Annotated in this window: 13 protein-coding genes and 2 tRNA genes; 7 read left to right on the forward strand and 8 right to left on the reverse strand. The window is 68.3% G+C overall.

Going from position 1 to position 13,777, the window contains the following annotated elements; translation table 11 throughout:
* Both AOM00_RS15955 and AOM00_RS05025 read right to left on the reverse strand, forming a co-directional pair.
* On the reverse strand, positions 1-291 hold a 291-nt coding region (locus tag AOM00_RS15955), incomplete at its 3' end, for a hypothetical protein (protein WP_500778292.1).
* Positions 259-332: transfer RNA gene (locus tag AOM00_RS05025), tRNA-Gly, on the reverse strand. The genes AOM00_RS05025 and AOM00_RS15955, both read right to left, overlap by 33 nt.
* A gap of 90 nt (positions 333-422) precedes the next feature.
* Between AOM00_RS05025 and AOM00_RS05030 the strand changes: the two genes are divergently transcribed.
* Both AOM00_RS05030 and AOM00_RS05035 read left to right on the forward strand, forming a co-directional pair.
* Positions 423-496 (forward strand) — tRNA-Pro (locus tag AOM00_RS05030).
* 116 nt (positions 497-612) lie between these two features.
* Positions 613-1,602, forward strand: a complete 990-nt coding sequence (locus tag AOM00_RS05035) for a site-specific integrase (RefSeq protein WP_062516753.1) — start codon at positions 613-615, stop codon at positions 1,600-1,602.
* Positions 1,603-1,721: 119 nt separating this feature from the next.
* On the opposite strand, the gene AOM00_RS05040 is transcribed toward AOM00_RS05035, so the two are convergent.
* On the reverse strand, positions 1,722-3,347 hold the full coding sequence (locus AOM00_RS05040; RefSeq protein ID WP_156159037.1) for a DUF5677 domain-containing protein: 1,626 nt from the start codon (positions 3,345-3,347) through the stop codon (positions 1,722-1,724).
* Positions 3,348-3,617: 270 nt separating this feature from the next.
* Between AOM00_RS05040 and AOM00_RS05050 the strand changes: the two genes are divergently transcribed.
* Positions 3,618-4,415 (forward strand): DUF6414 family protein, encoded by a 798-nt coding sequence (locus AOM00_RS05050; RefSeq protein ID WP_156159038.1) that lies wholly within the window; start codon positions 3,618-3,620, stop codon positions 4,413-4,415.
* Between the two features lie 90 nt (positions 4,416-4,505).
* Here the strand turns inward: AOM00_RS05050 and AOM00_RS05055 are convergent, their stop codons facing one another.
* Positions 4,506-5,378: a hypothetical protein gene (locus AOM00_RS05055; RefSeq protein ID WP_156159039.1), complete on the reverse strand. Its 873-nt coding sequence runs from the start codon at positions 5,376-5,378 to the stop codon at positions 4,506-4,508.
* A gap of 736 nt (positions 5,379-6,114) precedes the next feature.
* On the opposite strand from AOM00_RS05055, the gene AOM00_RS05060 reads away from it, so the two are divergent.
* The gene (locus AOM00_RS05060) at positions 6,115-6,711 is read left to right on the forward strand and encodes a cation efflux transmembrane domain-containing protein (RefSeq protein ID WP_062516758.1); all 597 of its coding nucleotides are present in this window, start codon (positions 6,115-6,117) and stop codon (positions 6,709-6,711) included.
* Positions 6,712-6,714: 3 nt separating this feature from the next.
* On the opposite strand, the gene AOM00_RS05065 is transcribed toward AOM00_RS05060, so the two are convergent.
* On the reverse strand, positions 6,715-7,101 hold the full coding sequence (locus AOM00_RS05065; RefSeq protein ID WP_062516759.1) for a DUF1304 domain-containing protein: 387 nt from the start codon (positions 7,099-7,101) through the stop codon (positions 6,715-6,717).
* Positions 7,098-7,685 (reverse strand): GNAT family N-acetyltransferase, encoded by a 588-nt coding sequence (locus tag AOM00_RS05070; RefSeq protein WP_062516760.1) that lies wholly within the window; start codon positions 7,683-7,685, stop codon positions 7,098-7,100. Before AOM00_RS05070 ends, AOM00_RS05065 begins: the two co-directional genes overlap by 4 nt.
* Before the next feature lie 33 nt (positions 7,686-7,718).
* Here AOM00_RS05070 and AOM00_RS05075 point away from each other — a divergent pair, with 33 nt between their 5' ends.
* The gene (locus AOM00_RS05075; protein WP_062308215.1) at positions 7,719-8,279 is read left to right on the forward strand and encodes an NYN domain-containing protein; all 561 of its coding nucleotides are present in this window, start codon (positions 7,719-7,721) and stop codon (positions 8,277-8,279) included.
* A 19-nt stretch (positions 8,280-8,298) separates the two neighbouring features.
* On the opposite strand, the gene AOM00_RS05080 is transcribed toward AOM00_RS05075, so the two are convergent.
* Complete coding sequence (locus AOM00_RS05080) at positions 8,299-8,775, reverse strand: MarR family winged helix-turn-helix transcriptional regulator (protein WP_062516761.1); 477 nt, start codon at positions 8,773-8,775, stop codon at positions 8,299-8,301.
* A 185-nt stretch (positions 8,776-8,960) separates the two neighbouring features.
* Here AOM00_RS05080 and AOM00_RS05085 point away from each other — a divergent pair, with 185 nt between their 5' ends.
* Positions 8,961-11,561: a carbohydrate-binding protein gene (locus AOM00_RS05085; protein ID WP_156159040.1), complete on the forward strand. Its 2,601-nt coding sequence runs from the start codon at positions 8,961-8,963 to the stop codon at positions 11,559-11,561.
* Positions 11,562-11,734: 173 nt separating this feature from the next.
* Positions 11,735-13,060 carry a trigger factor gene (gene tig / locus AOM00_RS05090; protein WP_062516763.1) on the forward strand — a complete coding sequence of 442 codons (1,326 nt, stop codon included), beginning with the start codon at positions 11,735-11,737 and terminating at the stop codon, positions 13,058-13,060.
* Between the two features lie 74 nt (positions 13,061-13,134).
* Here tig and AOM00_RS15375 read toward each other — a convergent pair whose 3' ends face one another.
* Positions 13,135-13,650 carry a DUF4190 domain-containing protein gene (locus AOM00_RS15375; RefSeq protein WP_156159041.1) on the reverse strand — a complete coding sequence of 172 codons (516 nt, stop codon included), beginning with the start codon at positions 13,648-13,650 and terminating at the stop codon, positions 13,135-13,137.
* Positions 13,651-13,777 lie beyond the last annotated feature (127 nt).

Genomic DNA, 13,777 nt, shown 5'->3' on the forward strand with positions numbered 1-13,777 from the left:
GCGCCCATCCGGACCCGTGTACCGGGCACGGAAGCGACCGGAGGGCAGTTGTCCGACGGAGCCGAATTGGGCGCGGGCGGGGGCCTTACGGCGGGCGCTCACGCCGCGCCGCCGGCTGTGCTCGTGATGGTGGCGGAGGCCGGGTGGAGAGGGCGCATCGCGGGTCCTTGGGTCACGTTGTGTCACGATGACCCGGACAGGTGCCCCGCACACCCCTCCCAGCGGCGGCCGTTTAGGGCCGCTACCAGGGGCGATGCTTGGAGCGGGTGACGGGAATCGAACCCGCACCATCAGTTTGGAAGACTGAGGCTCTACCATTGAGCTACACCCGCGGAGCCGAACGTCGCAGACGCGTGCTCGGCGCGTACTAGAGTAGCGGAGCCTCGCCGCGGCGAGGTACATCGTGCCGGCTCCGGCGCGAACGGGGTGTAGCGCAGCTTGGTAGCGCATCTGCTTTGGGAGCAGAGGGTCGCAGGTTCAAATCCTGTCACCCCGACGGTGAAAGTCCTGGTAACTCGTGAGTTTCCACGACCTTCATTGGACGTGAAACATGACCAAGTCATCTTTTACTCATCTTTGTGACGACTACCGTCGCCCTGTTGCCATGCCTGCATGACTCCATGGCTGACAGCAGACGAAGACTTCCCGCGATCCCTCCCCGCAGGGCTGACTCCGGCGGACATTGCACGGATTGACGCAGCGGTTGCGGCCCATCACGCACCCTCGACGCGCACCACCTACGCGTCGGCGTGGCGAGGCTTCGAGCGCTACTGCGCTGAGCGCGGGTTCACGTCGCTCCCAGCCGCGCCCGAGATCGTCTGCGCCTACATCACCACGCAGGCCGAACGTGGACTGACGATGGGCATGGTCACCTGCACCCTCGCCGCCATCTCTCACCGCCACCGAGTCGCAGGCCTGGACGACCCCACCCACAGCGAGCTGGTGACACGCGTGCGCCGAGGATTGCGCCGGATCCTCGGCGTCGCACCCCGCCGACGGGCACGGCCACTGCTGGTCGAGGACATCCGGGAGATCCTCGCCACCATCGACCGCACCACAGCGATCGGCAAACGCGACGCCGCGATCATCCTGCTCGGCTTCGCCTCGGCCATGCGACGATCCGAGCTCGCCGCGCTGGAAGTGGGGGACATCGCCCACGCGCAGGGTGGGCTGCTGATCACGGTGCGCCGTTCCAAAGGCGACCGCCACGGCGCCGGCCAGACCATCGCCATCGCCCGCGGCAGGTCGCCCGAGACGGATCCAGTTGAAGCGCTGGACGCGTGGCGGCGCGTCCGTCCCCGCACCGCCGGGAGCGTCTTCACTCGCGTCCGCGCGAACGGCACCGTCACGAGCGAGCCGATCAACGCCGCCTCGGTCGTGCGGATCGTCAAGACCCGCGCCCACGCCGTCGGATTCACCGGCGACCGCATCACCGCCCACTCGCTACGCGCCGGCCACGCCACCTCGGCCGCGATGGCCGGCGTACCGCTCGACCGCATCGCCGCACAGACCCGCCACCGCGACCTCGCGATGCTCGTGAACTCCTACATCCGACCGATCACGTCGATGCACACGACCTCGAGCCGGCACCTGGGACTGTGAGCCCTGCCACTGGCTCGACGCGGGACAACCGGGACAACAGCGAGGCGCTTGATCTACGACTTCGAAGAGTCGGCCATTTGCCCCACCGTGAGGGCTTCGAATGCGTCGGCGATGAAACCTCAGGGGTTGGGATCGTCGCCGCTCTCGTCGTCGTTCATCCACGCGAACGCGTCGTCGACTGCCATTTCGCCGGTGCCGAGAATTCTCAGGCCCGCGCGCACGAGTGAGTGAAGTTGGTCTATCCATGAGTGCGCCAACGCGATGTTGCCGCCCGAGTTGAGTGCGAGGCTCGGGATCTGATGCATCCCGTGGAGTACATTCATGCACGGTTCCATTGCGTGCAGTTCGACTGACCACCACTCGGAGTGTGCAACGCCGCTGGCAAGGGAGTAGGCCTGCCTGTAGAAGTCCAGGAGACCTGCTTCGGAGGCCATCTCCCGAATTGACTTTCCTCCCGCGAAGGTGTCTCGAGTGTCAACGACACGATGGTCCAACAGATCATTGTTGTGGCTGAGGCGTTCGAGTTCGTCGATGCTTTCGCGGAAGCCCGCGGTTTGCGCCTGCTCGGGCAACTCCTCGGCAATGCGAGAGTAGAGTTTTGCCTTTCCAGCGCCGTACTCCTGGAATTGGCGGTATATCGCCGCGTCCTGTTGGGCCATCCAGTGCAAGTAGATCTTCGTTTCGACCAGCATGCGTCCGATGTGCGAACCGTGTTCGGCGCACCATAGGTCGGGTGCGCCAAGCGCGGCGATCACATCGCGGCCGGCGCGGCTGATGAGCCCGGCGACAACCTCTTGACGCTCGTTTGAGTACAAGTCGCTAGGTGCGGTCTCGAGCGCCTCGATGAAGCTGCTCAAGAGATCCATAGTGAATCGCTGCAGGTTGCCACCCGTTTCGCCGCTCGCTTCCCGTTGGGCTCCTTGGTTCGGAGGCTGCAGCGCTTCGTCTGTGTCGTCGCTCTGAGCATCGTCGATCTCCCGCTTACGGATGCACTGCGACGTCATCGAGTTGGTGACCCAGAAAGCGCGAGCCCATTTGATCGCGTTTTCGAAGTAGTCCGGGTCATCTACCAGGAGAAGTGATCTGTGCGCGCCCCACATCGCCCGTACGGCACTATCCGCAGCGGCGCGCGTCTCAACATCAAGCGGGTATTCCTTCAGTAGAGCGATGGTCTCGCTGCTCGTCCTGAAGGTGCCTGCCTTGACGGTGCTCCATGTCCGAAGGCACTTGATCAGGGCCTCGCGATGCTCGTCCGTCATTGTGCCGAGCAGCGCATCGTGAATCAGTTCGAGGTCCTGTTGTCGAGGTGCCGCAAGCTCGAGTTCCCCGATGAGCCAAGGGGCTGGCAACCCGGGATACGACGCCAATGCACGACGAACATCATCGGAGAGCAGGCCACGTTTGCGAGCTTGTTCCACCACGATCGCAGATGCTTCCGGCACACGTTCGGCCAACTTCTCGAGGTGGGTGAGCCGCCCATCCAGCATCTCTGCGACCCATGCAGGGTCGTTGACGTGCGCGAGGGAGGCTTGTACGGCCCCTTGCCACTCGACGAACTGCCTAGCTGTGGCATTGCCGTTCTCAGCGAACGCAAGTGCCGGCCAGAGCAGATCGGGGAGATCGTCCTTGAGCCAGTTGCCAATCTTCAGTACGCCGGTCGCCGCGAGTGGGGACTTGTAGACCCGGCCGGCACGCACGTGCCCGGCGAGCGGCCCTGACTGTTGGTTTGACTTCGGAATTCGCACAGCCAGAACGTACAGCCGACGACGGACAACACGATTGCTTCGTCGCGGCACGGAGACTCGTGGTGGTTCTGCTGCGGGCCATCTCCGTGACGTAGCGCCTGCTCGGAACTCCAAGTCGAGTGTCCGCTAGATGGGCACTACTCGGAGTCGGGTCGATTCGGGAGTTCGTAGACGGTCGCCACATCCATTGCGCCATGATCTGCGACCGAACGCGGTCCCCGTTTGGCGGCGGCGTAGGTGTCGCACCTACCGGGACGATAGTTTTGGGGCATGCTCAAGAACTTCATCTACCTCGATGCGGACCAGCTTGACGAGTATTTGAGTGCCCTGGAGGATGGTCTTCGCGACAACGTTGAGTCGTCGACTTCAGCGAGCAGCAGCAAAGGCGGGTCTGTTGGTGCGAAGGTCGTAGGAATTGGTGGAGAGGCGCAAGGTAGCGCCGAGCGTGGCGAGACTGAAACAAGACGACGGTCCGATACTCCCGCCTCCAAATTTGAACGGCTTGTGCGACTTGCCTCAGGCGATGCGGAAGCGTCGGGATGGGTGGAGATACTGGACCCTGAAGGCGATCTAGAGGCGGTCGGTACCGGGGCACTCATCGACTTCGAGTGCGAGATCTATGTGCCCGACGCAATCAGGATGTTGTCGGACAGCGCAGGTGCGCTCCGTCAGATGAGTCAGATGCTCCCAGCGGCAAGCAGCATGGGTTTGGACATCGAAGGGATGCCGGACAGCGCGACGCTTGCAGCAGTGACAAGTCTCGTCGACAGTTTCGGGGCAGAACTTGTCCTCGTTGGGGAGCGCGACGATTCGGACTGGCGCGTCGCGGGCCGGCTTTCGAGCAAGTGGTTGCGCGGCGACGTCGACGGTTACGCCCGCGTCATCGGCAAGGTGTCTAGCAAGATACGGGTGGGAGCCACCAAGCCTCTCATTGCGCTACCGGGCGCCGCACTCATTCCTCGCGAGCAGAGGCGAAAGATGGAGCGAGAGGGGCCGAAGCCCGGCGAAGAGGACTCGTGGCTCCGTGGGCCCGCATTGATGTTGGACATTCTGGCGGTCTATCGGTAGCCGGCGTCGGCCCCGGGACTGGTTGATGACGATCAGTCCCGGGGCACTCCTGTGCTCGAACGTGCCTGCGCCAAGGCCGGTTGACCGGCGTCACGCTGGGCGGTCAGACTCGGGCCCACTAATTGACACGTCGCCGACCAAGACCGGCTTCATTGCGGTCAAGACGGCAATGAACTGCGCCCATTCCATCTCGGAGAGCGGGAACTGACCACTTACTGAGACGGGGAGTCGTCCCGCGAGCGCGATCGGGATTGGGTACGTCTGAACACCTGGCTGCTCGCTCGCGTGAGGTCCCCAGCTGCCGCGCGCGACGAAGGCTTCCTTTGCCGCGCTGCTCGCCGCCGACGACTCGGGCCCGCCGAGCGCACTGTCCCCGTCGACGTCGTAGTCGATCACGTCTTCGTCAGCGACCATGGGTGTGTCCTCGCCTGCGTCGGCCTCGACACCCTCGTCGGGAGAGCCGCCAGCGCCGAGCTTTGCGAACGCAATTGTCTCTCTGTACTCCTTAACGAACTCACGAGCACCGGTGTCAGTGAAGTCACGGTCCTCTACCAGATTCCACACGAGAATGTCGTCCGGCGGAAGCTCGAGCTGGTACTTGTCCCACATCTCACGGTGGATCGGAGGGAGCAGTGCCGCCTTCTCAATGGCGGCCTGACGCTCGTGCTCCTGCGGGTGCTCAAGGATCCTTCTCCCAGCGTCGGTCACCTTTACGGTACGACTTGGTCCAGACCCCGAGTAAACGACAAGTCCGAACTTCTTAAGCGAAGCGAAGAGGACGTTTGTCCGGCCGCTTTGCCCCTTGTATCCGAGCGCCCGGGCGGCAGCGTCCATCGGCGCTGCATGCAGCCGATTTGCTTCGTACAGCTTCGCTACCTGCTCAATCGACTGGCCAAGATTGAGTGCCGGGTATGCCGGACTCCGCTTGCGCTGCCCACTGCTGGTCAAAGGCTCGCTACTCATCGCCCCTCCTTAGGCTTGAGACACACTGTATCAAAGAATATGTCTCCGTGGGGCTATGTTTTGTCTCGTCGTGTGCTACAGTGGAGCCTGGGAAAAAAGAAGCGCCCCGGCGGCAACCGGGGCGCTTCTGAAAAACCAGGGCCGGGCTTGGTGCTGCTCAGGGCTTATCATCCAGAAGGCAGCGGGTTCGAATCCCGTCCGGTCCACTAATGACTGTACCCAAAACTGCATGCGTTGTCACTTAGCGGGGCCAGCGCCATCGCCGGGATGTCCTGGGGTCCTGGGTCGGTATCGCACGCCGGACTTCAGCGAGGCCCGGCAGGTTGGTAGCGGGTTCAACAGCGGCGGATGCTTCGGGTTCGGTGCCAGCCGTACAGGCATGCAGCGGACTTTGTTGCGCCCCGGGTCTCGTGGATGCTCTGGCGGGTGGAACGACGCCACCTCGCGTTTGTGTGCGCCGCATGCCGACCAATGGCGCGGCATCGCCACTCTCGGGATCGCGCGCCCATCAGTTACCCATCAGATTCAGCCGTGACCAACCGGAGACATCCGCGTACAGTCGGAATGAGCGAACCGCCAGCTTCCCTCGCAACACCAGGGAGCTCGCGAGTTCCCGGAACGACCGCGACGGTCCGGAATGCGGCCGGACCCTACAGAGGGTCGCAGGTTCAAATCCTGTCACCCCGACCGATGGCCCGGTGACCGCCGCAGCGCGGCACGCTGGCACGATGAGAGCATGCGGGACGTCTCAGCCCTCCGTCGCGCGGTGCTCGCCGTCGCGCTCATCAACCTCGCCTACGCGGTGGTGGAGTTCACCGTCTCGCAGCTGATCGGCTCGGTCGCGCTCGTCGCGGACTCGATCGACTTCCTCGAGGACGGCATCCTCAACCTGCTGATTTTCTTCGCCGCCGCGTGGCCGCTGCACCGTCGCGCACGCGTGGGTCACGCGCTCGCGATCGTGATCCTCGTGCCTGCGGCGGTCACGCTCGTCACGGCTGTCGCGAAGATCCTCGACCCCGCCCGACCCGAGACCGTGCCGCTCACCGTCACCGCGCTCGGCGCGCTCGCGACCAACCTCGTGGCGGCGTCGATCCTGGTGCGGCATCGCCACCACGGCGGATCGCTCGCGCGCGCGGCCTGGCTGTCCGCGCGCAACGATGCGCTCGCCAACGTCGCGATCATCGCGACGGCGGGGATCGCGCTGCTCTGGGTCTCAGGATGGCCCGACATCATCGTCGGCGTGGGGATCGCGGCGCTCAACGCGGATGCGGGCGTCAAGGTGTGGCGCGCGGCCTCGGCTGAGCGCCTGGGTGCGCGCGAGGCCGAGGCGTGACGCTCACACGATCGCGACGGTGAGCGCGAGCACCGCGAGCAGCGGTGCGAGGCCCTGCTTGGCCGCTGCGGAGGCGTACGCCCGCGACCCCGCCACCAGCACGAGTGCCGCGAGCGCCATGGAGCCGCAGCCGGCATAGATCAGCGCGGCGCCTGGCGCATCCTCGCCGGCGAGCAGCAGCACGATGCCCACGCCTGTCACCGTCGCGAGGAACAGGTTGTAGAAGCCCTGGTTGAAGGCGAGCGCCCGCGTGGTCCGGGCCTCCTCCTCGCTCGCGATCCCGAACACTCGCCGCGTCGCGGGGCGCATCCACGCGACCGACTCGAGCCAGAAGATGTAGACGTGCACCAGGGAGGCGAGGCCCGCGAGCACCAGCGTGACCGCGATCATCGCAGCTCCATGCGCATCACCGCGCGTGCCTCGGTCGGGCGGGACACCTCACGCATGCCGGCGGCCTCGAAGATGGATCGCGACCCGACGAACAGGTTCGACTCGTCAGCGCCCGCGATGCGCGGGTACCCCTCGACGGCGGTCGCCCCGCGGTCGCGCGCATGCTCGACGGCCGCGCTCGCGAGCGCCTTCGCGAGCCCGCGCCCGCGGAACCCTCTCCGCACCACGAAGCACGTGACCGCCCAGACCCCCGCATCGTCCCTGTCCTCGTCGCGCCCGGACCAGGGGATCCGCGCGGTCCGGAGCCGCGGGTAGGCCGTGCGCGGCTCGACCGCGACCCAACCGGCCGGCTGGTCCTCGACGTAGGCGACCAGCCCCGAGGTGGTGGCGGCGTCCGGCTGCCCGCACCCCGACTGCGCCGCCAGCGCGTCGTCCCGCGCCTCGCGCCCCGTCGCCTTCCACTCGGCCGCGCTGAGCTTGAACCACTGGCAGCGGCAGCCGTTCGCGTCGCCGCCCTCCGTCATGATCAGGTCGATGTCGGGGCGAGATGCCTGGTGGGCAGGGACGATGCGTGGCTCGGTCACCCGCCTAGGCTACGAGGGCCGTAGGCTCGGCGCATGGCTAAGGACTCACGCGTCACCTATGTGCTCGTCGATGGCGAGAACATCGACGCCACCCTCGGAACCTCGATCCTGGGCAGGCGACCCCGTCCCGAGGAGCGCCCGCGCTGGGAGCGCGTGCTCCGCCACGTGCAGGAGCGCTGGGACCAGCCCACGCAGGGGCTGTTCTTCCTTGCGGCCAACAACGAGCTCCCGATGACGTTCGTCCAGGCGCTCCTCGCGATCGGCTTCCGACCCGTCCCGCTGTCCGGCGGGCCGGGGGAGAAGGTGGTCGACATCGCGATCCAGCGCACCATGGAGGCGCTGCGCGACCGCGAGGACGACGTGGTGCTGGTGAGCAACGACGGCGACTTCGTCGACCAGGTGGAGGACCTGCTCGACGGACGCCGCGTGGGCCTCGCCGGCTTCGTGGAGTTCCGCAACGCCGCGTTCATCGAGCTCCAGGGCCACGGGCTCGAGTTCTTCGACCTCGAGTACGACGTGCACGCGTTCAACGAGTCGCTGCCGCGCGTGCGCATCATCCCGATCGCGGAGTTCGACCCGCTGCAGTTCCTGTAGCGGGGAGGGGTCGACGCCGTCAGACGGCTCGGGGACCCCGATGGCCGTCGTGCGGCGGGGTCGAGGCCCGCAGCGCCTCATGATCGAGCGAGGCCAGCAGGTCTGCGGTCCGGGCGACCGCGTCCCAGTCCTCCGGGCTCGCGTCGGCGAGCGCGTCGCTCAGCGCCTCCACCACGCGTGCGTACCAGTCGCGGTTGGCGGCGCTGCCGTCGGGGGTGACCCGGAGCATCGTGCACCCGTCGCAGTCGGGTGAGGCGTAGCGCTCGACGTAGCCCTGATGCTCGAGCGCCTCCGCGGCGTGCGCGACGGACGGTGGCGCGATGCGCAGCGCCTCGGCCACGTCGCGCACCCGCATCGGGCCGTCGGCGTCGAGCGTCGCGAGGATGTGGCGTGGTGCGGACGCCTTGAGGTCGCCCAGGGCGAGCGTCGCCGAGCGCGTCGCGCGGAAGGTCCCTGTGAGCAGTGCAGCCAGCGCCGCCCCCCGGTCGGTGTCCATGAGGGACACGTCTATGCCCGGCTCGTGCACGCCGTCAACACCTCGAGGCGAGGTGGTCCGCATCGTCCCGAAAGTCTCCCGAGATGTCCCGTTCGTGACGCGCCTCCTCTTGCGGTTGTCGAATCGCTTCGATAACGTCGCGAACAGCCCGGAACGGGCTCAAATGACACAAAGGAGTGTTCATCGTGAGATTCACCGCGGCCGCGACATTCGCCGCCACCGCAGGCGCCCTCCTCACCGCGGCGTCGGTGCCCGCCGCCCAGGCCGTGGACTCCCCGGGGTCCGCATACACCTGGTCAAACGTCGCGATCTCGGGCGGCGGCTACGTCCCCGGGATCATCTACAACCAGACCGAGGAAGGCCTGGTCTACGCCCGCACGGACATCGGCGGCGCGTACCGCCTGGATCGCACGACGGACACCTGGATCCCCCTGCTCGACCACGTGGGCTGGGACCAGTGGAACCGGCTGGGCGTGCTGAGCCTCGCGACCGATCCGGTCGACACGGCGCGCGTGTACGCGGCCGTCGGCATGTACACGAACGAGTGGGACGAGAGCAACGGCGCGATCCTCCGCTCCGCGGACTACGGCGAGACCTGGGAGGCGACGGCGCTGCCCTTCAAGGTGGGCGGCAACATGCCCGGCCGCGGCATCGGCGAGCGCCTGCAGGTCGACCCGAACGACAACGACGTCCTCTACTACGGCGCGGAGTCGGGGCAGGGGCTGTGGCGATCCACCGACGCCGGCGTCACCTTCTCCCAGGTCGACGCCTTCCCCAACGTCGGCGACTTCGTGCCGGACGCCTCGTCCGGGAACTCCTACCTGATGCAGAACCTGGGCGTGCTGTGGACTGCCTTCGACGCCGCATCGTCGGCGCCCGGCGAGGCCACCCGCACCGTCTTCACGGCGGTCGCGGACACCGACAGCATCCTCTACCGCTCGGACGATGCCGGGGAGACCTGGGCGCCCGTCGAGGGCGCGCCCACCGGCTTCCTCCCGCACCACGGCGTGATCGACGAGGCCGGGCGGTACCTCTACCTCACCACGAGCAGCACCTCCGGCCCGTACGACGGCTCGGACGGCGAGGTGTGGCGCTACGGCCTCGACGACGGCACGTGGACGGACATCACGCCCCCGCAGCGGCCGGTCGGCGTGGACTTCGGCTTCGGCGGGCTGACCGTCGACCGGACGGACCCGGACACGCTCATGGTCGCGTCGCAGATCCAGTGGTGGCCGGACGTGCTGATCTTCCGCAGCACCGACCGGGGCGAGACCTGGTCGCCCATCTGGGACTACGACTGGAGCACGGGCGGGACGCTGGTGACCCGCTACGACCAGTCGATCGACGAGGTCCCGTGGCTACGCTTCGGCAAGCAGGTGGGCGAGCCGACGATGTGGGCCGAGCCGACCCCGAAGCTCGGCTGGATGATCTCCGCGCTGGAGATCGACCCCTTCAACCCGGACGAGCTCATGTACGGCACGGGCGCGACCATCTACCGCAGCGAGAACCTCACCGACTGGGACGAGGCCGGCGGCGTCATCGACATCGAGCCCGGCGCGGACGGGATCGAGGAGACGGCGATCCAGGACCTCGTCGCGCCCGCGGGCGACGTCGACCTCGTGTCGGCGATGCTCGACCTGGGCGGGTTCGTCCATGACGACATCACCGCCGTGACCGACACCTTCCAGGACCCGTACTTCGGAGGCGCGACGAGCGTCGACGCGGCGGGGCTCGAGGAGGGCACGATCGCCAGGGCCGGCACCGACGGCTCGGGCGCGCACGTGGTCGCGGTCTCGCACGATGCGGGGGAGACGTGGACCGCCTCGCCCGCGGCGGATGGCGCCTCGGGTCCCGGCACGGTCGCCGTGGCCGCGGACGGTCAGGGGCTCGTGTGGGCGCCCGCGGGGGCGGACGCACGCTATTCCGCCGACGGCGGGGCGACCTGGGCGGCCAGCGCGGGGCTCCCGACGGGTGTGCGCGTCGAGGCCGATCGCGTCGATGCGAGCCTGCTCTACGGCTTCGCCGACGGCACGTTCTACGCCTCGACCGATGCGGGCGCGACGTTCGTCGCGGCGAGCTCCGTGCTCCCCGCCGAGGGCAACGTGCGGTTCGCGGCGATGCCCGGCGCCCCGGGCGAGGTCTGGCTCGCGGGCGGCGACGAGGACGGCGCGTACGGCCTGTGGCGGTCGCACGATGCCGGTGCCACGTGGAAGCGCGTCGCCGGCTTCGACGAGGCGGACACGGTCGGCTTCGGCAAGGCGGCGCCCGGCGCGACCTGGCCCGCGATCTACACCGCCGCCTCGCGCGACGGCGAGCGCGGCGTATGGCGGTCCCTCGACGGCGGCGGCACGTGGGAGCGCATCAACGACGACGAGCACCAGTGGGGATGGATCGGCGCGGACATCGAGGGCGACCCCGACGTCTTCGGCCGCGTCTACATCGCGACCAACGGGCGCGGCATCGTCGTGGGCGACGATGCGGCGGCCGCGGCGCCCGGTGAGTGGATCGCCCGTACCGCGTACCGCGAGGGCGACGTGGTGAGCCACGACGGCGCGGTCTGGGTCGCGACCTGGTGGACCAGGGCTCAGGAGCCGGGCGCGGTCTACGGGCCGTGGCAGGAGGTCGCCGCCGCGCCGTCGGGTGTCGCCGTGTGGACCGCGACGCGGATCTTCACGCGCGGCGACGTGGTGGTCGACGCGGACGGCGTGCTCTGGCGTGCCAAGTGGTGGACGCGGGGCCAGGCTCCCGGCGCCTCCCCGTGGGGGCCGTGGGAGCCGCTCTCCTGACAGGTGCGGGCGCGCGTCCCGGCAACCCGGGGCGCGTGCCCGCGCGAGGGCGGCCCGCGCATCGTCCTCGAATTGGCCTGCGAGCGTGCGGCGCGTACGATTGCAGGGTTGCCCGAGCAGCGGGAGCCGACGGAGCACCCGCGGGCCCCTCAACCCATATTCAGGAGTACGTAGTGACCAGCGCCCTCGAGAAGATCGACGCCACCACCGTCAAGCTGACGGTCAGCCTCTCCGAGGCGGACCTCGCGCCCAGCATGGAGCACGCCTACGAGCACGTGGGCAAGCAGGTGCAGATCCCCGGCTTCCGCAAGGGCAAGGTGCCCGCGAAGGTCCTCGAGCAGCGCGTCGGCAAGGGCGCCATCATCGAGCACGCCGTCAACGACGGCCTGCCCGGCTGGTACACCGAGGCGGTCAAGGAGTCGGGCATCCGTCCCTTCGGCCAGCCCGAGGTCGAGGTCACCAAGGTCCCCGGCTCCGTCGACGGCGACGAGGGCCTCGAGTTCACCGCGATCGTGGAGATCCGCCCCGAGGTCGAGCTGCCCGCCGTGGCCGAGCTCACCATCGAGGTCGAGCCGGTCGAGGTCTCGGCCGAGGACGTCGACGGCCGCCTGGACGCGCTCCGCGAGCGCTTCGGCACCCTCGTGGGCGTGGACCGCCCGGCCGCCGAGGGCGACTTCGTGACCCTCGACCTCACCGCCGTCATCGGCGACGAGACCATCGACAACGTCCAGGGCACCTCGTACCAGGTGGGCGCCGGCAACATGCTCGAGGGCATCGACGAGGCCATCACCGGCCTGTCCGCCGACGAGGAGACCACCTTCGAGGCCCCCCTCGCCGCCGGCGACCACGCGGGCGAGAAGGCGCAGATCACCGTCAAGGTGACCGCCGTCAAGACCCGCGAGCTCCCCGAGGCCGACGACGACTTCGCGCAGCTCGCGTCGGAGTTCGACACGCTCGCCGAGCTCCGCGAGGACCTCGAGTCGCAGGCCGCGAAGATCAAGGTCAACAACCAGGCCATGGAGGCCCGCGAGAAGCTTCTCGAGAAGCTCACCGAGGCCACCGACTTCGAGCTCCCCAAGAAGGTCATCGAGAACGAGGTCCACAGCCACCTCGAGAACGAGAACCGCCTCGAGGACGACGAGCACCGCGCCGAGGTCACCGAGGAGGCCCACAAGGCCCTCCGCACCCAGATCCTCCTCGACCAGCTCGCGGACGACCTGGACATCGAGGTCGAGCAGCCCGAGCTCCTCGACTACCTGATCAACTCGTCGCGCCAGTACGGCATGGACCCCGGCACCTTCATCCAGCAGGTCGAGCAGGCCGGCCAGATCCCCGCCATGGTCGCCGAGGTCGCGCGCTCCAAGGCCACCGCCTTCGCGCTGCGCCGCGCGACCGTGGTCGACACCGCGGGCAAGGCCGTGGACCTCTCCGACGTCATCGGCTCGATCGAGGACGAGAAGGCTGAGGAGGCCGCCGCGGCCGACGCCGCCGCGGAGTAACCCGCAGACGCGACGAGGCCCCGGTCACCCTTGCGGGTGGCCGGGGCCTCGTGCTGTCACGGCACGATGCGCGATCAGGGTGCCGTGCTCGTGTCGATGGTGATCTCGCACCACTCCGCGGGGTTGTCGCCGCCGCACTCGGTGACGAACCAGCCCGCGATCGCGAAGATCGCGATCGCCGCGAGGATCCCGAGGACCACGACGAGGTAGCCGATCACCAGCCCGGCGATGCCCATGCCGCGGTTGTCGGCCTCACCGCGCTTCGCGGCGCTCAGGCTCAGGTGGCCGAAGACGATGCCCGCGATCGCGGTGATGAAGGTGAACAGGCCCACGAGCGACAGCACCAGCGACGCCGTGCCCATCCAGTTCTTCTCCGTGCCCGGTACGGGCCCATAGGTGCCATAGCCGCCGTACTGCGCCGGCGGCGGCTGCTGCGGCGGCACTCCCCCCGGCGGGACCGCGTACTGCGGCGGCGGCGGCTGCTGCGGCGGCTGCTGCTGCGGCGGCTGCTGGGGAGCCGGGCCGTCCTGCGGCGGCTGCTGGGGTTGCTGCGGGCCCGATGCGAACGGGTCCTGCGGTGTGCTGCTCATGGTGCCCTCCTCGACCGGCCGTCCTGGCCACGTCTCCACTCCGACGCTAGTGCGCCGCGTCCGGGCGTGCATCGGCTGAGAGGCGGACCTGCGGCGGCGCGGGATGGGGGACCGCCCCGAGGGGGAG

Origin of the sequence: Demequina gelatinilytica (genome assembly GCF_000971115.1) — a bacterium.
Taxonomy (GTDB): domain Bacteria; phylum Actinomycetota; class Actinomycetes; order Actinomycetales; family Demequinaceae; genus Demequina; species Demequina gelatinilytica.